Source organism: Helicobacter pylori, from assembly GCF_003637665.1.
Taxonomy (GTDB): Bacteria; Campylobacterota; Campylobacteria; order Campylobacterales; family Helicobacteraceae; genus Helicobacter; species Helicobacter pylori_CK.
This window is the reverse complement of the sequence record NZ_MVWR01000006.1, coordinates 1-19,837: the sequence shown is the minus strand read 5'-3', so window position 1 is coordinate 19,837 and position 19,837 is coordinate 1. Positions and strand designations below refer to the sequence as shown.

17 protein-coding genes are annotated in these 19,837 nt (G+C 39.7%); 11 read left to right on the top strand and 6 right to left on the bottom strand.

The window, feature by feature from the left end; translation table 11 throughout:
- Positions 1-11 precede the first annotated feature (11 nt).
- Positions 12-1,838 carry a phosphogluconate dehydratase gene (gene edd, locus EAL49_RS05015; protein WP_120829364.1) on the bottom strand — a complete coding sequence of 609 codons (1,827 nt, stop codon included), beginning with the start codon at positions 1,836-1,838 and terminating at the stop codon, positions 12-14.
- Between the two features lie 65 nt (positions 1,839-1,903).
- Between edd and EAL49_RS05010 the strand changes: the two genes are divergently transcribed.
- From EAL49_RS05010 to EAL49_RS04995, 4 genes are all read left to right on the top strand, one after another.
- On the top strand, positions 1,904-3,181 hold the full coding sequence (locus EAL49_RS05010; protein ID WP_120829363.1) for a glucose-6-phosphate dehydrogenase: 1,278 nt from the start codon (positions 1,904-1,906) through the stop codon (positions 3,179-3,181).
- 9 nt (positions 3,182-3,190) lie between these two features.
- Positions 3,191-3,874, top strand: a complete 684-nt coding sequence (pgl, locus tag EAL49_RS05005; protein ID WP_120829362.1) for a 6-phosphogluconolactonase — start codon at positions 3,191-3,193, stop codon at positions 3,872-3,874.
- Complete coding sequence (locus EAL49_RS05000; protein WP_001126889.1) at positions 3,861-4,871, top strand: glucokinase; 1,011 nt, start codon at positions 3,861-3,863, stop codon at positions 4,869-4,871. The genes pgl and EAL49_RS05000 overlap by 14 nt, the downstream gene beginning before the upstream one ends.
- Positions 4,872-5,040: 169 nt before the next feature.
- Positions 5,041-6,087: an NAD(P)-dependent alcohol dehydrogenase gene (locus tag EAL49_RS04995; protein ID WP_120829361.1), complete on the top strand. Its 1,047-nt coding sequence runs from the start codon at positions 5,041-5,043 to the stop codon at positions 6,085-6,087.
- A gap of 12 nt (positions 6,088-6,099) precedes the next feature.
- On the opposite strand, the gene EAL49_RS04990 is transcribed toward EAL49_RS04995, so the two are convergent.
- Positions 6,100-7,470: a glycosyltransferase gene (locus EAL49_RS04990; RefSeq protein ID WP_120829360.1), complete on the bottom strand. Its 1,371-nt coding sequence runs from the start codon at positions 7,468-7,470 to the stop codon at positions 6,100-6,102.
- Between the two features lie 194 nt (positions 7,471-7,664).
- On the opposite strand from EAL49_RS04990, the gene EAL49_RS04985 reads away from it, so the two are divergent.
- Positions 7,665-8,972, top strand: a complete 1,308-nt coding sequence (locus EAL49_RS04985) for a hypothetical protein (protein ID WP_120829359.1) — start codon at positions 7,665-7,667, stop codon at positions 8,970-8,972.
- A gap of 6 nt (positions 8,973-8,978) precedes the next feature.
- Here EAL49_RS04985 and EAL49_RS04980 read toward each other — a convergent pair whose 3' ends face one another.
- Positions 8,979-9,635, bottom strand: a complete 657-nt coding sequence (locus EAL49_RS04980; RefSeq protein ID WP_033615132.1) for an outer membrane protein — start codon at positions 9,633-9,635, stop codon at positions 8,979-8,981.
- A 325-nt stretch (positions 9,636-9,960) separates the two neighbouring features.
- On the opposite strand from EAL49_RS04980, the gene EAL49_RS04975 reads away from it, so the two are divergent.
- The 6 genes from EAL49_RS04975 to EAL49_RS04950 all read left to right on the top strand — a co-directional run bounded on the left by EAL49_RS04975 (position 9,961) and on the right by EAL49_RS04950 (position 15,482).
- Positions 9,961-10,521: a pyruvate flavodoxin oxidoreductase subunit gamma gene (locus tag EAL49_RS04975; RefSeq protein ID WP_000486459.1), complete on the top strand. Its 561-nt coding sequence runs from the start codon at positions 9,961-9,963 to the stop codon at positions 10,519-10,521.
- A gap of 15 nt (positions 10,522-10,536) precedes the next feature.
- Entirely contained in the window at positions 10,537-10,929 is a 393-nt protein-coding gene (locus EAL49_RS04970; RefSeq protein ID WP_033622897.1) for a 4Fe-4S dicluster-binding protein, read from the top strand.
- A 9-nt stretch (positions 10,930-10,938) separates the two neighbouring features.
- Positions 10,939-12,162 carry a 2-oxoacid:ferredoxin oxidoreductase subunit alpha gene (locus tag EAL49_RS04965; protein ID WP_120829358.1) on the top strand — a complete coding sequence of 408 codons (1,224 nt, stop codon included), beginning with the start codon at positions 10,939-10,941 and terminating at the stop codon, positions 12,160-12,162.
- Positions 12,163-12,174: 12 nt separating this feature from the next.
- A complete protein-coding gene (locus EAL49_RS04960; RefSeq protein ID WP_000238150.1) occupies positions 12,175-13,119 on the top strand; it encodes a thiamine pyrophosphate-dependent enzyme in 945 nt (314 codons plus the stop codon).
- Between the two features lie 107 nt (positions 13,120-13,226).
- A complete protein-coding gene (gene purB / locus EAL49_RS04955; protein ID WP_120829357.1) occupies positions 13,227-14,549 on the top strand; it encodes an adenylosuccinate lyase in 1,323 nt (440 codons plus the stop codon).
- A 99-nt stretch (positions 14,550-14,648) separates the two neighbouring features.
- Positions 14,649-15,482, top strand: a complete 834-nt coding sequence (locus EAL49_RS04950; RefSeq protein ID WP_021435656.1) for an outer membrane protein — start codon at positions 14,649-14,651, stop codon at positions 15,480-15,482.
- A gap of 23 nt (positions 15,483-15,505) precedes the next feature.
- On the opposite strand, the gene uvrB is transcribed toward EAL49_RS04950, so the two are convergent.
- From uvrB to EAL49_RS04935, 3 genes are all read right to left on the bottom strand, one after another.
- Positions 15,506-17,482: an excinuclease ABC subunit UvrB gene (gene uvrB, locus EAL49_RS04945; protein ID WP_120829413.1), complete on the bottom strand. Its 1,977-nt coding sequence runs from the start codon at positions 17,480-17,482 to the stop codon at positions 15,506-15,508.
- Positions 17,483-17,522: 40 nt separating this feature from the next.
- Complete coding sequence (locus EAL49_RS04940) at positions 17,523-18,269, bottom strand: hypothetical protein (protein ID WP_162973112.1); 747 nt, start codon at positions 18,267-18,269, stop codon at positions 17,523-17,525.
- A 97-nt stretch (positions 18,270-18,366) separates the two neighbouring features.
- Positions 18,367-19,837 (bottom strand): PBECR3 domain-containing polyvalent protein (locus EAL49_RS04935; RefSeq protein WP_490238422.1); only part of this gene is annotated, 1,471 nt, incomplete at its 5' end.

Sequence of the window (19,837 nt, the reverse complement as noted above, 5' to 3'; positions counted from 1 at the left end):
CCTTTATCTTTTTATACCTTTATGCCAAAACTCATGCCACCCTCTTCAGCGGTATTAACATTCAATCTTAAACTCGTAAATAATTCCCTACCCAACCCAAAAGTAGGCTTTTCTAAATTTTCTAAGGTTTCTAAAAACAAGGGGTTGATACCTCTCTTTTCAAAATCCTTTTCAAGCACATTCAAAGCGTTATTAGGAGCGTCTAATTCTATCAAATCGCCATCTTTAATCTTAATGATCGCCCCATTTAACGCCCCCTCAGGGCTTAAATGGATCGCGCTAGGCACTTTCCCGCTCGCCCCGCTCATGCGCCCATCCGTAACCAGCGCAACCTTATAGCCCATATCCTGCAAAGCCCCTAAATTCGTGGTGAGTTTGTGCAATTCTGGCATGCCGTTAGATTTAGGCCCTTGGAAAGGCAAGACCGCCACAAAGTCCCTTTCTAATTCTTTATTTTTAAAGCGTTCTAAAAATTCGCTTTGGGTTTTAAAAACAATCGCTCTGGCCTTAACTTTCCTATGCTCATCTTTAATGGCTGAGATTTTAATCACGGCCCGCCCCAAATTACCCTTCAAAATTTTAAGCCCCCCATTAGCGGCAAAAGGCTCGCTAACAGGGCGTAAAATATCCGTATTCAAGCTATGATTGATGGCGTCTTTATACACCAATTGGTCGTTTTCTAAAAAGGGGGTTTTAGTGTAATTTTGCATGCCTTTTTGCGTTTCTGTATCCATAATCGTATGAGTGTCTTCAAATAAAAGCCCCTCTTTTAGCAATTCTTTGATCACAAACGCTAAGCCCCCACACGCTTCAAAAGCGTTCACATCCGCTGATCCGTTAGGATAGACTTTAGCTAAAAGAGGTATGAGATTAGAAACAGCGTCAAAATCGTCCCAATTGAGAATCACCCCACACGATCTAGCGATAGCGATCAAATGCAAAGTATGGTTAGTAGAACCTCCGGTTGCCATTAAGCCTATGAGAGCGTTAAGAATGCTTTTTTCATCAATGAGTTTGGCTAAAGGCAGAACCTTCCCGCTCGCTAATCTCTTCGCGCTCTCTTCCACTAAAACCTTTCGTAAGGGGTTGTTAGGGTTGATAAAACTAGAATTAGCCACATGCAATCCCATAAATTCCATCATCATTTGATTAGAATTAGCCGTGCCATAAAAAGTGCAAGTCCCCACATCATGATAGCTTTGCATTTCCACTTTTAAAAGCTCTTCTCTGTTGATTTTTCCCATTGCAAAATCTTGGCGCGCTTTGGCTTTTTTAAAATTTTCTATCCCGCTCACCATAGGTCCGCTTGGCACAAACACGCTCGCTAAATTCCCAAAACTTAACGCTCCTATGAGTAAGCCTGGCACGATTTTATCGCACACGCCTAAAAAAAACGCCCCATCAAAAACATTATGGCTTAACCCTACGGCGGTGCTTAATGCGATCACATCTCTACTAAACAAGCTCAATTCCATGCCCTCATAACCTTGCGTGATACCATCACACATCGCTGGCACCCCACTGGCGACGCTCGCATAAGCGTTATGCTCTTGCAACTCTTTTTTAATCAAATCAGGGTAATTTTTAAAAGGTTGGTGGGCTGAAAGCATGTCGTTATAAGCCGTGATAATCGCAAAATGCTTTCTTTTATGCGAACCTAAAGGCATTTTTAAATGCTCTGGCATGCTCGCTGTAACATGCGCAATATTCGCGCAACCCAAGCTCTCAATCTTAGGCTGGTTTTTAGGGTTAAAGATATTTTCTAAATAAAGCTCTCTGGTTTTTTTGCTACGCTCTGTAATTTTTTCTTTGATTTGTTCTAAAGAATGCTTAGGCATGAACACCCCTTCAATTAAGATTTAATATATAATAATAACTTAAAAACACTCTAAAAGGGTTATTGATGTTAGATTTTGATTTAGTTCTTTTTGGTGCAACTGGGGATTTGGCCATGCGAAAGCTCTTTGTTTCGCTCTATGAAATTTATACCCATTATGGTTTTAAAAAAGATTCTAAAATTATCGCATCTGGGCGCAAGGAACTATCCAATGAAGAATTTTTAGCGCTCCTTTGCGAGAGAACGCAGTTGCATTCAAGAGAAAAGGGTAGGGAATTTTTAGCCCATATCAGTTATTTGCGCATCCGTTTGGATAACCCTAAAGACTTTGGAGAATTGAGTAAAATCGCTACAAAAAATAAGCCCTTGATTTTCTACTTTTCTATCTCCCCTAGTTTTTTTGCAACGACCGCTCAAAATTTGGCCCAAAACGCGCTCAATCACGCCAACACTCGCTTGATTTTAGAAAAGCCTTTAGGGCATGATTTAAAGACTTGTAAAGAAATTTTCCAAAGCATTAGCGCTTTTTTTAAAGAAGAACAAATCTTTAGAATCGATCATTATTTAGGGAAAAAGGGCGCTCAAAATATCCTTGAATTGCGCCTGAATAACCCTATCTTAAATGTTTTATGGGATCAAATCAGCGCGGTTGAAATCTGCGTGTATGAGACTTTGGGGGTGGAAGAAAGGGGTGAATTTTACGATAAAATCGGGGCTTTAAGGGATATGGTTCAAAACCATCTCTTGCAAGTTTTATCCCTTATCGCTACAGATTTACCCAACGATTTAAAGGATTTGAGAAAAGAAAAAATCAAAGTTTTAAAAACCTTACAACCCCCTAAAGACTTTAAAAAACAGGTTATTCGGGCCCAATATCAAGGCTATAGAGATGAAAATAAAGTCCATAAAGAGAGCCAGACAGAAACTTTTGTCGCTATTAAAGCCTTTTTGGATACGCCTAAATTTAAAGGCGTGCCTTTCTACCTTAAGCACGCTAAAAAAATGCCCCATAATCAAGCGAGCGTGAAAATCCATTTTAATGCAGTCAATACGCTAGAATTTTTCCTCTCTCAAGATAAAATCACCCTCACCCTAAAAGACAATCAAAACCCCCTTGTTTTAGAAACCCATAACAAACAAGAATTTTTACAGCCCTACGCTAAATTGCTCTATGATGCGATACAAAATAACCACAATAATTTCGCCCACCAGCTGGAATTAGAAGCGTCATGGGTTTTTATTGACACGCTCATAGAGGGTTTTATCAATAACGCCACGCCCTTACATTCCTATGAAAGCCATAATCTCAACGAATCAGAATTTTTAAAACCACTCTATCAATAAAGGGATTTCATGGGTTATCAATTGTTTGAATTTGAAAGTTTAGAAGATTGCCACAAGGCTTTAATAGAGCGTTTTAAAGAATTTTTTAACAACGCCTTAAAAAAGCACCATCAAGTTTCTATCGCTTTTTCTGGGGGCCGTTCGCCCATTGGTTTGTTGCAAAAATTGAGCGTCTTGAATCTCAAATGGCATGAGTGTTTAATCAGTTTGGTAGATGAACGCATTATAGACACAAGCCACAAGGATAGCAACACTAAATTATTGCATGATTACTTGTTGCAAAATAACGCCTTAAAAGCTTCTTTCACCCCGCTTTTGCCCAAAAAGATTTCTAGCGATACAAACGCGCTTTTTCATTTTGCTAACCAGCATTTCAAACAGCCCCATTTAGCCATTTTGGGCATGGGGACTGACGGGCATACGGCTAGCCTTTTTCCTGAAACGAGCGCTTTTTTAAACGAAGAAAAAGAAAATATCGTTTTGACTAAGCCAATTAACGCTCCTTATGAGCGCCTGAGCATGTCTGTTAACGCCTTAGAAAATTGCGAAAAACTTTTCTTAAGCATTAGTGGGGCAGAAAAAAGGGAGGTTTTAGAAAAAGCTTTAAAAGAAAACACCCCCTATTCTCTGCCGATTGCTCGGATTTTACATTCTAAAAAAGTTACCACGGAGGTGTTTTATGCCAAAAACTGAAACTTACCCAAGACTCTTAGCCGATATTGGCGGCACGAACGCACGCTTTGGTTTGGAAGTCGCCCCACGACAGATTGAATGCATTGAAGTCTTGAGGTGCGAAGATTTTGAAAGCTTGAGCGATGCGGTGCGATTTTACCTTTCTAAATGCAAAGAAAGCCTTAAACTGCACCCTATTTATGGCTCTTTTGCTGTGGCTACGCCCATTATGGGGGATTTTGTCCAAATGACGAACAACCATTGGACTTTTTCTATTGAAACGACACGGCAATGTTTGACTTTAAAAAAATTGCTTGTCATCAATGATTTTGTCGCGCAAGCCTATGCCATTAGCGCGATGCAAGAAAACGATCTAGCTCAAATAGGCGGGATTAAGTGCGAAATCAACGCCCCTAAAGCGATTTTAGGGCCAGGAACCGGGCTTGGGGTAAGCACTCTTATCCAAAATAGCGATGGCTCTTTAAAAGTCTTGCCCGGCGAAGGAGGGCATGTGAGCTTTGCCCCTTTTGATGATTTAGAAATTTTAGTGTGGCAATACGCCCGCTCTAAATTCAACCATGTGAGCGCGGAAAGGTTTTTAAGCGGTAGCGGTTTGGTGTTGATTTATGAAGCCCTGTCTAAACGCAAAGGCTTAGAAAAAGTGGCGAAGTTAAGCAAGGCTGAATTAACCCCACAAATCATTAGCGAACGCGCTTTGAATGGGGATTACCCTATATGCCGATTGACCTTGGACACTTTTTGCTCCATGCTAGGCACGCTCGCTGCTGATGTGGCTCTCACTTTGGGGGCTAGAGGGGGCGTGTATTTGTGTGGGGGGATTATCCCACGATTCATTGATTATTTTAAAACTTCGCCCTTTAGAGCGCGTTTTGAAACGAAAGGGCGCATGGGAGCGTTTCTCGCTTCTATCCCTGTGCATGTCGTGATGAAAAAAACTCCCGGACTTGATGGGGCAGGCATTGCGTTAGAGAATTATTTACTGCATGATAAAATTTAGCAAATAGTAGCCGCTTAAGATAAAAGCGATTAGTGTAAGGGGTGCGTTTAAACGTGCCAAACAACGCTACCATATAACCAACAGCTGTAAAATTAGTTAAACCTATAGAAACATAAGCAAACCATAAAAACGATACAATAGCGGTATTTTAATCAAACAAGGAGTTTTTATGAGAGTTCCATCTAAAGGTTTTGCTATTTTTTCTAAAGACGGGCATTTCAAGCCCCATGATTTTAGCCGCCATGCTGTAGGCCCTAAAGACGTGCTGATTGACATTCTTTATGCAGGGATTTGCCATAGCGATATTCATAGCGCTTATAGCGAATGGAAAGAAGGCATTTATCCTATGGTTCCTGGGCATGAAATTGCTGGGGTCATCAAAGAAGTGGGTAAGGAAGTTAAGAAATTTAAGGTTGGCGATGTGGTGGGCGTGGGCTGTTTTGTCAATTCATGCAAAGCGTGTAAGCCCTGTAAAGAACACCAAGAGCAATTTTGCACCAAAGTGGTATTTACTTATGATTGTTTGGATTCTTTCCATGACAATGAACCCCACATGGGCGGATACTCTAATAATATTGTCGTGGATGAAAACTATGTGATTAGCGTGGATAAAAACGCTCCTTTAGAAAAAGTAGCCCCCTTGCTTTGTGCGGGCATCACCACTTATTCGCCCTTAAAATTTTCTAAGGTTACTAAAGGCACAAAAGTGGGCGTCGCTGGGTTTGGCGGGCTAGGAGGCATGGCGGTTAAATACGCTGTGGCTATGGGGGCTGAAGTGAGCGTTTTTGCAAGAAACGAACACAAAAAGCAGGACGCTTTAAGCATGGGAGTTAAACATTTCTACACGGACCCCAAACAATGCAAAGAAGAATTGGATTTTATCATTTCAACCATTCCTACCCATTACGATTTAAAAGACTATCTCAAGCTCTTAACTTATAGTGGCGAATTAGCCCTTGTGGGACTCCCCCCTGTAGAAGTCGCTCCAGCACTCAATGTTTTTGAATTTATCCATTTGGGCAATCGCAAGGTTTATGGCTCATTGATTGGGGGCATTAAAGAAACCCAAGAGATGATGGATTTTTCTATCAAACACAATATTTACCCTGAAGTGGATTTGATCTTAGGCAAGGATATTGATACCGCTTATCATAACCTAACCCATGGGAAAGCGAAATTCCGCTATGTGATTGATATGAAAAAATCGTTTGATTAAAGGTTTTTTACTCTAGCTCTTTTTTAAGAGCTTGAGTTGGATTAGGATTTTTTTCACCAGTGCATGGAGTTTTAAGAATCGCAGAGTCTTACCCACAAGGCTCTTGAGTGGTATGAGGATGCAATGTTTGACAAACACCCTAAAGAGTTTCTTTTGCGCGTTTTTAGGGAGCCTATAAACATGCGAGAAGTAGTGGTTCAAGAACGCTTCAAGGGAGTTTTCTTTGATCTCTGCATGGGCATGCGAGAAGTAGTGGTTCAAGAACGCTTCAAGGGAGTTTTCTTTGATCTCTGCATGGGCATGCGAGAAGTAGTGGTTCAAGAACATTCCGAGATTTTCTTGCTTGATTGTGGCATGGATGTGCGAAAAATAATGGTCTAAAAAGGTCTTGAGTGCGTCGTGGGCGATCTGCTCTTCAGTCTTCCATAGGGGAAAGTAGTAGTGATAGGCAACAATGCTGTGGTAGCGATGCCATTTTTCACTGCCTATTTCCACCCTAGCAATCGAATCAATCCAGTCGCTCATAAAAGGGGTTTTAGCCAAAGCGTTCAGCCACAAATCCGCTTTTAAACCAAAAGGATAATCCCAAGGCTTCACCGCCCCCCACCAAACATCATAATGGATGATTATAGGGTTTTTGAGCGCGTTTGAGATGGTTTTCTTATAAATCTCATGCAAAAAATAATTCTCAGGCAAGGATGCAGAAAAATCTTTGACAGTGTAATAATAAGGGAAAACGCAATATTCAATCCCTAAAGCTTTCATATTGGGCCAACACCATTGGGTGAAATCCAATTCTTCTGTAGCCTTGTTTTCTTCCAAAAGTGCATGGGTTTTTGAGACAAAATGGTTCTTGCGCTGGTAATCTAAATTACAAAACAAAAACCCTTCCAACACATGGCACTTTCCACCTCCTAAAACCCCATAAAAATAATTCTCATCATTTTCCTTAATGTTTAAGAAATCAGCGCTAAATTCATTACAAAAGATAACGTCCACATCGCTCCACACCATTTTAGAATATTTGGGGAATAAATCCGCTAGAAAATACTTCACTAACACCATTTTAGAAAAACGCTTGGTGAAATCCTCATCAAAAGGGTTAGGGATAGTGTCTAAAAAAGGTTCAATATCTTTTACTTCTAAAGTAGCAAATTCTTTAAAAGGCTCTGTGATTTGATTAAGCTTTGCTTTATCTTCTTCATTCAAGCCTACCACTAAAGCGTGTAGGGTGTAGCGGATTTTTTTATTGGCTTTAGCGATGCTTTCTAGCAAGGAATAAAGACACGCGCCCGCAGGAATGAGGTAATTCTTATCAAAAGCAAAAGCGATAGGAATATGAAAATCTTGTTCTTTAAAAGAATAATTTGAAGCTGAAGTCATAAAAAACTAAACACCCTTTTTTAATGGCTATTTTATCCAAAAAAAAAAAAAAAACCGAACTTGAAAGGGTTCTGTTTTTGGTTTTTATGTTGTTTTTAAAGCAAATTAATTTAAAATCGTGCCTTGTCTTTAAGTGCCGCCATTTTAAATGCTGCAATTTTAAAAGGCGTTGATGAAAGGGGCTGTGTTTTAGTTTGATTTCCTTAAAAAAATCTCTTTATGCGTTGTTGTTTTCAGGTTTTTTAATAGCACCTTTAATGAAAGCGGCTAGTTTTGTCTATGACTTGAAATTTATGAGCTTTAATTTCAATTTAGTGGCCCCAAATAACAACCCCTATTGGAATAGCCTAACCAAAATGCAAGGTCGTCTCATGCCTCAAATTGGCGTCCAATTGGACAAAAGACAGGCCTTGATGTTTGGAGCGTGGTTCATTCAAAATTTGCACACGCATTATAGCTATTTCCCTTATTCGTGGGGGGTTACCATGTATTACCAATACATAGGGAAAAATTTGAGATTTTTTTTAGGCATTGTGCCTCGAAGTTATCAAATAGGGCATTACCCTTTAAGCGCTTTTAAAAAACTTTTTTGGTTTATAGACCCTACTTTTAGGGGAGGAGCGTTTCAATTCAAACCGGCCTATGATCCTAATCGCTGGTGGAATGGGTGGTTTGAGGGCGTTGTTGATTGGTATGGGGGGCGTAATTGGAACAACCAGCCCAAAAAGAAAAATTACGACTTCAGCCAGTTTTTGTATTTTGTTTCTTCAGAATTTCAGTTTCTTAAAGGGTATTTAGGTTTGGGGGGGCAGCTTGTCATTTTTCATAACGCCAGCCCTCATAGCATGGGAGATAACTACCCTTATGGCGGGAATTCCTACTTAAAACCAGGCGATGCAACCCCGCAATGGCCTAATGGCTACCCCTATTTCAGTCAAAAAAACAACCCGCAAGGCGGCGAAATAGGGAAATACTCTAACCCTACCATTTTGGATAGGGTTTATTACCATGCTTATTTAAAAGCGGATTTTAAAAACCTCATGCCTTATATGGATAATATTTTTATGACTTTTGGCACGCAATCGTCTCAAACCCATTATTGCGTGCGTTACGCTAGCGAGTGTAAAAACGCTCAATTTTATAACAGCTTTGGGGGGGAATTTTACGCCCAAGCGCAATACAAAGGCTTTGGAATCTTTAACAGGTATTATTTTTCCAACAAACCCCAAATGCACTTTTATGCCACTTATGGCCAATCCCTTTATACCGGGTTGCCATGGTATAGAGCCCCTAATCTTGATATGATAGGGCTTTATTATGTTTATAAAAATAAATGGGTGAGCGTGCAAGTGGATGCGTTTTTTAACTTTTTAGGTGGGGGCGATGGGTATCATTTGTATGGCAAAGGGGGTAAGTGGATCACCACCTATCAGCAATTCTTAACCCTAACCATAGACACACGAGAATTGATTGACTTTGTCAAATCCAAAACCTCCAAATAACTATATCTAAAAATTATAGATATAATTGAAATAAGCGACCGGTAAGCGTTGCCATAAAGTGGTTGCACTCAAGCCATCAACAATCTCTGTTTTTTTGTTAGGAATGACAGGGAATTTCAACCCAAAAGTGATTTCATTGTGGAAAAAGCCAAAACGAAAACCCACTTTCACAAGCAATTGGAAAAGCGAATTTTCTTTGCCTAAATTTTGAGCGATAATCCCATGCATAGCCCCTCCTGGCATGTAAGTCGCCCCAGCAATGCCTAAGCCAAACTCTAACCCTAGAAACATCTTTGGCGAATTGAAAGCGTCCCACAAACCGCTAAACTCCAAACCATAAGTAGAAATATAGGATTTGTGAGAAGAAAAAGTCTGATCATAAAACAACCCGTAACGAAAACCCACATGCTCTACAGCTTGCGTTTTAGCCACAAATTTCCCCCCTAACACCACACCAAAACCATTGCCGGTCATGAAATACGATTTATCTATAGAGCTGGTGCTAAAAGATGTGTTGATCGCGCTAAGTTGATACCCAACCCCTAAATAAAACGCATTCCTGTCCGCAAATTTAGGTTTTTTTGATTTTTCATCAAGCTCTGCGGCTTGAAGCGATGATAATAACGCCACGCTCATCAATATTTTAATCATTGTTTTATCCATAACCCAATTCCTTTTGTTATCCTGCCCCACACTCGCTCCATCATAAGATCAAATCACACCTTGAATAATAACAAAGTTTAAAATAAATATTAGTGATTTTGATTAAGAACGCCTGTCTTTTTAGAATAAATAGCTATGAAATAGCCATAAATAAATAAAATATCCCATCAAACACCCATAAAAATGGTCTCCATTCTTGTGGGTATGCCCCCATTTTTCTATAAAAATTCCTAAAAAGATATTGTTATAAGACACATTAATAGTTTTTCTTGTATAATCTAGGCTAAATTCAATTTATTTTATAAATGCAAGGAGACATATTACCATGTTTCAAATTAGATGGCATGCACGAGCTGGTCAGGGCGCTATCACCGGCGCTAAAGGGCTGGCTGATGTGATTTCAAAAACAGGTAAAGAAGTGCAAGCGTTCGCTTCTTATGGTTCAGCCAAAAGGGGGGCAGCTATGATGGCTTATAACCGCATTGATGATGAGCCGATTTTAAACCATGAGCGCTTCATGCAGCCTGATTATGTGCTAGTGATTGACCCCGGTTTGGTTTTTATTGAAAATATTTTCGCTAATGAAAAAGAAGACACCACTTACATTATCACTAGTTATCTCAGCAAAGAAGAATTGTTTGAAAAAAAACCTGAATTAAAAACCCGTAAGGTGTTTTTGGTGGATTGTTTAAAAATCTCTATGGAAACCTTAAAACGCCCCATTCCTAACACGCCAATGCTAGGGGCGTTGATGAAAGTGTCTGGCATGCTTGAAATCGGGGCTTTTAAAGAAGCTTTTAAGAAAGTTTTAGGCAAAAAACTCACTCAAGAAGTCATTGACGCTAACATGCTCGCTATCCAAAGAGCTTATGAAGAAGTTCAATAACATTAAGGATTAAAGATGAAAGATTGGAATGAATTTGAAATGGGAGCGGTGCTCTTCCCTTTTGAAAAAAACGCACAAAGCGAAATGGAAAAACACAACGATGAGCGCCATTACACCGAGCAAAGCTACTTCACCACTTCAGTGGCTCATTGGCGTGTGGCTAAGCCTGTGCATAACAATAACATTTGCATCAATTGCTTTAATTGTTGGGTTTATTGCCCAGATGCGGCTATTCTTTCAAGAGAGGGCAAGTTAAAGGGCGTGGATTATTCTCATTGTAAGGGCTGTGGCGTGTGCGTGGATGTCTGCCCCACCAACCCTAAATCGCTATGGATGTTTGAAGAGCAAATTGAACTTGCCACCGCTCTCACTCAATGGCCGCAAAAACAAGAAAAGAAAAAATCATAAGGAAAAAATATGGCAAGAAGTATTGAATTGCAAGAAATAGAAGTGTGGGATGGCAATACCGCTAGCTCTAACGCTTTAAGACAGGCTCAAATTGATGTCATCGCAGCTTATCCTATCACCCCATCAACGCCCATTGTGCAAAATTATGGCTCGTTTAAAGACAATGGCTATATTGATGGCGAATTTGTTTTAGTGGAATCTGAGCATGCCGCTATGAGCACGTGCGTGGGAGCGGCGGCTGCTGGTGGGAGGGTCAGCACTGCGACTAGCTCTCAAGGTTTAGCGCTAATGGTAGAAGTTTTATACCAAGCCTCTGGCATGCGTTTGCCTATCGTTTTAAACTTGGTCAATCGCGCTTTAGCAGCCCCCTTAAATATCCATGGCGATCATTCTGATATGTATTTGAGTAGGGATTCTGGTTGGATAAGTTTATGCACATGCAACCCTCAAGAGGCTTATGATTTCACTTTAATGGCGTTTAGGATCGCAGAGCATCAAAAGGTGCGCGTGCCTACTATTGTCAATCAAGATGGTTTTTTATGCTCACACACCGTGCAAAATGTCCGCCCCTTAAGCGATGCAGTGGCTTATCAATTCGTGGGCGAATACCAAACCAAACATTCCCTTTTGGATTTTGATAAACCGGTAAGTTATGGCGCGCAAGCTGAAGAAGAATGGCATTATGAGCATAAAGCCCAACTCCACCATGCGATCATGAACGCGCCTTCTGTGATTGAAGAAGTGTTTAATGATTTCGCTAAACTGACAGGCAGGCAATACCATTTAACCAAAACTTTCCAACTAGAAGACGCTGAAATCGCTATTTTTGCGTTAGGGACTACTTATGAATCCGCTATCGTAGCGGCTAAAGAAATGCGTAAAAAAGGCATTAAGGCCGGCGTGGCGACCATCCATTCCTTGCGCCCTTTCCCTTATGAAAGATTGGGGCAGGATTTGAAAAATCTTAAAGCTTTAGCGATTTTGGATAAAAGCTCTCCAGCCGGTGCTATGGGGGCGATGTTTAATGAAGTAACGAGCGCGGTGTATCAAACCCAAGGGACTAAACACCCCGTAGTGTCTAACTATATCTATGGTTTAGGCGAAAGGGATATGACGATCGCGCATTTATGCGAGATTTTTGAAGAAATCAATGAAGACGCTCTTAAAGGCACGCTCACGCACCCTACCCAACAATTCGTAGGCTTGCGTGGCCCTAAAATGAGCTTTTTTTAAAAAGGAAATATCATGGTAAAAGAAGTCAAAACACTCAAAGGTTTTAGCCAAAGCGCTGAAAAATTCCAAGGCTCGCACTTGCTTTGCCCAGGTTGTGGGCATGGCATTATCGTGCGCGAAGTTTTAAACGCTGTAGATGGGCCTATTGTTTTAGGTAACTCTACCGGTTGTTTAGAGGTATGCTCGGCGGTGTATCCGCACACTTCATGGGATGTGCCTTGGATCCACATTGGTTTTGAAAATGGCTCTACGGCGATTTCAGGGGTGGAGGCTATGTATAAGGCGCTAGTGAATAAGGGCCGTTATCAAGGTCAAAAGCCCAAATTTGTGGCGTTTGGAGGCGATGGGGCTAGTTATGATATTGGTTTTCAATTTATCAGCGGTTGCATGGAAAGAGGGCATGACATGACCTATATTTGCCTGGATAATGAAAACTACGCCAATACCGGTGGCCAAAGAAGCGGCTCTACGCCATTAGGGGCAAGCACTTCCACCACGCCAGCAGGTTCAGTTAGCTTTGGTAAAAAAGAAAAGAAAAAAGACATTGTCAATATCATGGCAAGCCATGGGGTTCCTTATGTGGCGCAACTCTCGCCTAACAAATGGAAAGACATGAACAAAAAAATTAAAACCGCGCTAGACACTGAAGGGCCTTGCTTTATTAACGCTCTTAGCCCATGCACGACTGAATGGAAATTTGAATCCAATAAAACCATTGAATTAGCGGATATGGCTGTGGACAGCTTGATGTTCCCCTTATTTGAAATTTTTAATGGCAGAGAATTAAAAATCACTTACCGCCCAAGAAATATCATTCCTGTAAGGGATTATTTAGGGGCGCAAAAACGCTTCAAACACCTTTTCAAAAAGGAAAACGAGCATGTCATTGAAGAATTGCAAAAAGATGTGAATGAGCGTTGGGAATACTTGCAACGCAGAGAAGAAGCTAAAGTATAACTCTCTAATCAAATCAAGGGGCTTTCTTGCGCCTTGTGCGATTTTGCCCCTTGATTCTTTAAACCCCTTTAAAGTAACATAATCCCATTTTGATTTAAGGATTGTCAGTGTTAGAACGCTATGCGAATGAAGAAATGAAAGCCCTATGGAATGAGCAAACCAAATTTGAAACTTATTTGGAAGTGGAAAAAGCTGTCGTTAGGGCGTGGAACAAGCTTGGGCAAATCCAAGATAGCGATTGTGAAAAAATCTGCTTAAAAGCGGCATTCAATCTTGAACGCATCAAAGAAATTGAAAAAACCACTAAGCATGATTTAATCGCTTTCACTACTTGCGTGGCTGAAAGCTTGGGCGAAGAGTCCCGCTTTTTTCATTACGGGATCACTTCTAGCGATTGCATTGACACGGCTATGGCGTTATTGATGACCAAAAGCTTAAAACTCATTCAAAAAAGCGTTCAAAATCTTTATGAAACCCTTAAAAACAGGGCTTTAGAACATCAAGACACGCTAATGGTAGGCAGAAGCCATGGGGTGTTTGGCGAACCCATTACTTTTGGCTTAGTTTTAGCTCTTTTTGCTGATGAGATCAAACGGCATTTAAAAGCCTTAGATTTAACGATGGAATTTATCAGCGTGGGAGCGATCAGTGGGGCTATGGGGAATTTCGCGCACGCCCCCTTAGAATTAGAAGAACTAGTGTGCAACTTTTTAGGCTTAAAAACCGCCAATATCAGCAATCAAGTCATTCAAAGGGATCGCTACGCCAGGCTTGCATGCGATTTGGCTCTTTTAGCGAGCAGTTGTGAAAAAATCGCTGTCAATATCCGCCATTTGCAACGCAGTGAAGTTTATGAAGTGGAAGAATACTTTTCAACAGGGCAAAAAGGAAGCTCTGCGATGCCTCATAAAAGAAACCCCATATTGAGCGAGAATATCACCGGGCTTTGTAGGGTGATTCGCTCTTTTGCTACCCCTATGTTAGAAAATGTCGCCCTATGGCATGAAAGAGACATGAGCCATAGCTCTGTGGAGCGTTTTGCACTGCCCGATCTGTTTATCACCAGCGATTTCATGCTCAGCCGCTTGAATGGCGTGGTTGAAAATCTGGTGGTTTATCCTAAAAACATGCTTAAAAATCTGGCTTTGAGTGGGGGGTTAGTTTTTTCCCAACGGGTGTTATTAGAATTGCCCAAAAAAGGTTTGAGCAGAGAAGAAAGCTATAAAATCGTGCAAGAAAATGCGATGAAAGTATGGGAAGTTTTGCAACAAGGCGCTTTTAAAAACGCTGATGGAAATTTGTTTTTAAACGCTCTGCTTGATGATGAACGCTTGAAAAAATATTTGAGCGAGGATGAAATCAAAGCGTGTTTTGATTATGGCTATTACACTAAAAATGTGGGTGCGATTTTTAAAAGGGTGTTTGGATAAGGCGCGTTTTATAAAAAATTTTGGCTTTATTCATTGAGTAATAAAGTTTAAATCTATTTTAAAAATTAAAATTCCACTCAAAGGGGACAAAGGGGATTTTTGAAGCGAGTATTATGTTTGATTTTGGGGCTTTCTTACGCCTTGCATGCGGATAGTTTTAAAGATGTTTTGACTAAAGGGGATTATATTTTTGGCAATAAAAAAGTGATCTCACCCATCAAACGCTATGCAGATCGATCGGCGTTTTATTTGGGGCTTGGGTATCAATTAGGGAGCATTCAGCACAACTCTAGCAATTTGAATTTATTCCAACAATTTAACAAAAATCAGATCATTTTTAGCGATAGTCTAAGCCCTGTTTTTAAAAATTCGTATGTGTCTAATGGTCTTGGCGTCCAGGTGGGCTATAAATGGGTGGGTAAGCATGAAGAAACGAAGTGGTTTGGCTTTAGGTGGGGGCTATTTTATGACTTGAGCGCTTCTCTTTATGGCTCTAAAGAATCGCAGTCCATTATCATTTCCACTTACGGCACTTATACGGATTTATTGCTCAACGCTTATAATGGGGATAAGTTTTTTGCCGGGTTCAATCTAGGGATTGCATTTGCGGGGGTGTATGACAAAGTGAGTGATGCATTATTGTATCAAACGCTTCTTTTAGACACTTTTGGCGGGAAAGTAAATCCAAATGGCTTCCAGTTTTTAGTGAATCTAGGGGTTCGTTTAGGGAATAAACACAACCAGTTTGGTTTTGGGATTAAAATCCCCACTTATTATTTTAACCATTATTATTCTATGAACAACATTAGTAACAATAATGAAGATGTCTTAAAGGTTTTACGATTTTTGGAATACGGGATCAATAGCGTGCTGTATCGGGTTGATTTCAGGCGCAATTATGCAATTTATTTCAACTACACTTATAGTTTTTAAGTGCAGTTTTAAAGCGGTAATTTTTAGAGCGTTCTTAATTTAGCAATCTCATCTCTTAAGCGCATCGCTTCTTCAAAATCCAAATTTTTCGCGCATTCTCGCATTTTTTTATCCAACTCTTTAATGATTTTATCTCTTTCGCTTTTAGGGATTTTGTCCTTTTTTAAAGCTTTAGCGATTTTAGCCTCATCATCTCTTAATTTCAACTCCTCTTCTAAAGCGCGCGTAACGGTTTTAGGGGTGATATTATGGAGTTTGTTGAATTCTTCTTGCTTGGCGCGTCTGTAAGTCGTAGTCTCAAAGGCTTTTTGCATGCTTTGAGTGATTTTTTTAGCGTATAATAAAACCTTCCCGTTAGCGTTTCTAGCGGCCCGCCCCATGGTTTGAATGAGGCTTGTTTCACTCCTTAAAAACCCTTCTTTATCCGCATCCATGATCGCTACTAAAGACACTTCAGGCAAATCCAACCCTTCTCTTAAAAGGTTGATCCCTATTAAAACATCAAATTCTTTAAGCCTTAAAGAGCGGATAATGTGGTTTCTTTCAATCGCATCAATTTCGCTATGCATATAACGCACCTTCAAGCCCCATTCAGCATAGTATTTGCACAATTCTTCTGCCATTTTTTTAGTGAGCGTGGTGATTAGCACCCTTTCATCTCTAGCCACCACTAACTTGATTTCATCAAACAAATCTTGGACTTGCTTATCGCTATCTCGCACTTCAAATTTAGGGTCTAAAAGCCCGGTAGGGCGAATGATTTGCTCAGCGACATTCTTTTTGGAAAGCTCTAATTCGAGCTTATTGGGCGTAGCGGACACAAAAAGGAACTGGCAATTTTTATGGATAAATTCATCAAATTTTAAAGGGCGGTTGTCTAAAGCGCTAGGCAATCTAAAACCATATTCCACTAAAACGCTTTTCCTGCTCATATCCCCTGCATACATCCCCCCAAATTGCGGCAAACTCACATGGCTTTCATCTACAATGACTAAAAACTCCCGCTCAAAAATCCCTAAATAATCAAACAAGCAAAAAGGCGTTTCGTTAGGGGCTTTGCCTGTAAAATGACGTGCGTAATTTTCAATGCCCTTACACACACCGGTCGCGCTAATCATTTCTAAATCATGCTCGGTGCGTTGTTTGAGGCGGTTGTATTCAAGCATTTTATCCTGCTCTTTAAAAAATTTCAACCTTAGAGCGAGTTCATCTTCAATGCTTTTAATGGCTAAATTCAACCTCTCACTCCCTACGGCAAACTGACTGGCCGCATAAAGCATGACAGAATCCAAGCGCTTGATTTCATTTCTTTCTAAAGCGTCAAAGACCGCAATCCTTTCTATCTCATCGCCAAAAAATTCAATCCTAATAAATTCAGCGTCATTATAAGCAGGGAAAATATCCACGCATTCTCCGGTCGCTCTAAAACTCCCCCTATCAAACACCACTTCATTACGGCTATAACCCATTTCTACTAGTTTGAGTAAAAAGCTCTTATAAGTGCGCTTCTCGCCCACTTTGATTTTTTCCATGACTTTTAAATATTCTTCAGGGTTGCCCAAACCATAATTAGCCGAAACGCTCGCTATCACAATCACATCATCATAACCTAAAAGTGAGGTGGTCGCACTCAATCTTAAACGCTCTAAATCATCATTAATAGAGCTGTCTTTTTCAATGAATAAATCCCTTCTAGGGATATAGCTTTCAGGCTGGTAGTAATCAAAGTGGGAGATAAAATACTCCACCCTATTATGCGGGAAAAACGCCTTAAACTCGCTATAAAGCTGCGCGCATAAGGTCTTATTATGGCTCATGATCAAAGCGGGTTTATTGGTTTGAGCGATGATATTGGCCATCGTATAAGTCTTACCGCTTCCTGTAACCCCCACTAGAGTTTGATAATGGTTGTTATTTTTCAAGCTTTTTGTTAAAGCTTCTATGGCTTGGGGCTGATCGCCTGCTGGTGGATAGGGGCTTTTTAAATCAAATAAAGGCATCTTTAAAACTCGCATTTTTTAGGGGTATTATAGTGGATTTTTAACACGCCTTATTCAATCTCAAAAAAATCAATGTTTTGATAATGATCGTGTTTTTCGCTTCGGTGATCTCGCTATAGGCTTGTTGCTTTTGTTGCGTGATGTTGTTTAAAACTTCTTGCTTATTGGTGTTAATTTGATTTGTAGCGTTTTCTTTCGCTTCGTTAATGTTAGTTATCGCTTGCGTTTTATTCTCGCTTATTTCGTTGTTGGCGTTCGTTTTGGCTTCGTTAATGTTAGTTATCGCTTGCGTTTGGTTGGTGTTAATTTGCGTTGTAGCGTTTTCTTTCGCTTGATTTAAAAAGATTTGATAGCTCGTTAAAAGCCTTGTAGCGGTTTCTATTATTTGATTTTCTAGCTTTTTAATCTCGCTTTTGATGTTTTCGGTGTTGGCGTTTAAGACGCTCGTTACTTCTTGCTCATTAGCTCGCATGCTCGTATTGAAATCATTAAAAAAGCTCTCGTATTCTTTCATTTTGTTTTTTAAGCTCTCGCCGGCGTTACTCAGCCACTCAATGGAGTTTCTTAAACTGCTATCAATCTCGTTGGCGTTTTTGAAAAAATCCAAACTCAAAAGCACTTCTAAAATCCTAACGATCCCTTTAAGGCTTAATTCCACTTGCTCGGTAAAAAGACTATTAGATTTTAAAGCGTTTTGTAGTTGCTTTAATAACTCGTTAGTGATTTCTTTTACCTGTGGTTGCTCGGTGATTTCTAGCGTGCTATTAGGCAAATTAGGGTAATTGATCATTTTTTACTCCTTGACTTTTTCAAGTTTTTGTTTTAATATTTCAAAATACATTAGCTTTATCAAGTATGTCTAGCACTCAGCTCATAACTGATGGTCAATCGCTATTCTGAGATTTTGCTAATGTTTTCCTATAGATTAAACTATTCTTATATTCTCCCTTAGCCTTATACATTGTTTTTAACATTAGTTCATTCTTAGCGTTGGATACTTGCTCCACCACTACAAAAAATCCGTTAATTTGATTAAAACTAGTTACTACCGGTTGGTTTTGATTATCTTTTAATTTTAAGGTTTCATTAGCTTGTTTAGCTAATTCCCTATAATTAGCTATATCTTCGTAATCTAAATTATTATGATCTTTTAGTATGTGGTTAATAGCTTGATAATCAATAACCGCCCTTGCATCATCTGGATATTTCAAATTTAAATCTTTAGCAAAACTTGGCTCTATCTTTTCAACCGCTATTCGTTTATGATTCTTTTGAATGTATTTGACCGCTTCTGCGTTTAAATTTTGCATTCCTAAAATAGGCATACTGCTTCCAGTTCGTGGGCTTTCATCAATAAGCTTTTTAATTTCATCAAAAGAAAGTTTTTTAACCGCTTCTTCTTTAACTTCTTCCTCTGTTTTTTCTATAACTTGCTTACTGGCTTCTTTCAAACCCTTTTCATGTTCTTTTTGCATATCTTTTACGGCTGCTATCAAGCGGTTTAAGGTAGGGTTATGTTCGCTTACTTCTCTATTGACCATTAAAAGGTAATGCGTGAAATCGTAAATATCAATGTCCTTAAATTCCTTGCTTTTAGGATCGAACATGTCCTTAGTAATATCTGCTATTTTAAACTCTTTTAACCCTTTCTTAATGTTATCGCTCTTTAAGGCTTCAAATAACGCTTTACTGGGATCATCAAGCCTCGCAAATCTTGCTATTGCTCCCCCTAAAATCTCGCTTATATCGCTCGTAATTTGATCGCTCTTTTCAAACATATCTAATGAACTCGTTTTATAGAATTTCTCGCTCAAATCCTTTAAGCTGTCCGTCGTGCTTGGATAATTCTTTAAATTCGCAAAACTGCGATCCATAATATCGCTTAAATAAGCGTTCAAGCTCACATTAGGGAAATTCATGTCATGGATTAGATTGTGGAAGCTCCCTGCATTATCTACAAACATTTTTTTAACTTTTTCATAGCTTTTAATGTCGTTAGAAAACTCTTTCTGCCAACGATTGAGTAGCTCTATCCCTTGGGTTTTAGTCCTTGGCATGTTATACATAAGCAACGCTAAATTACTATCCCCTATATTAGGGTGAGTCGCTTTATCAAAATTCAGGTTTTTAGCTACAACGCTTTTTAATTGATAAACGCTATCAGCGTCTAACTTCTTTTCTAATTCTTTTAATTTCGGCTCGTAATGGCTTAAAACGGCGATCGCCTTATCGCTCTCGCTATTAAAGCGTCCTTGATTGCTTGAAGCCGCTAAATTGTTGATCTCGGTGTTGTTTAGTCGGTTGTGTGGCACTCTAACTAACAACTCGTCCGGTTTCAAGTCTATGTTATAGTAT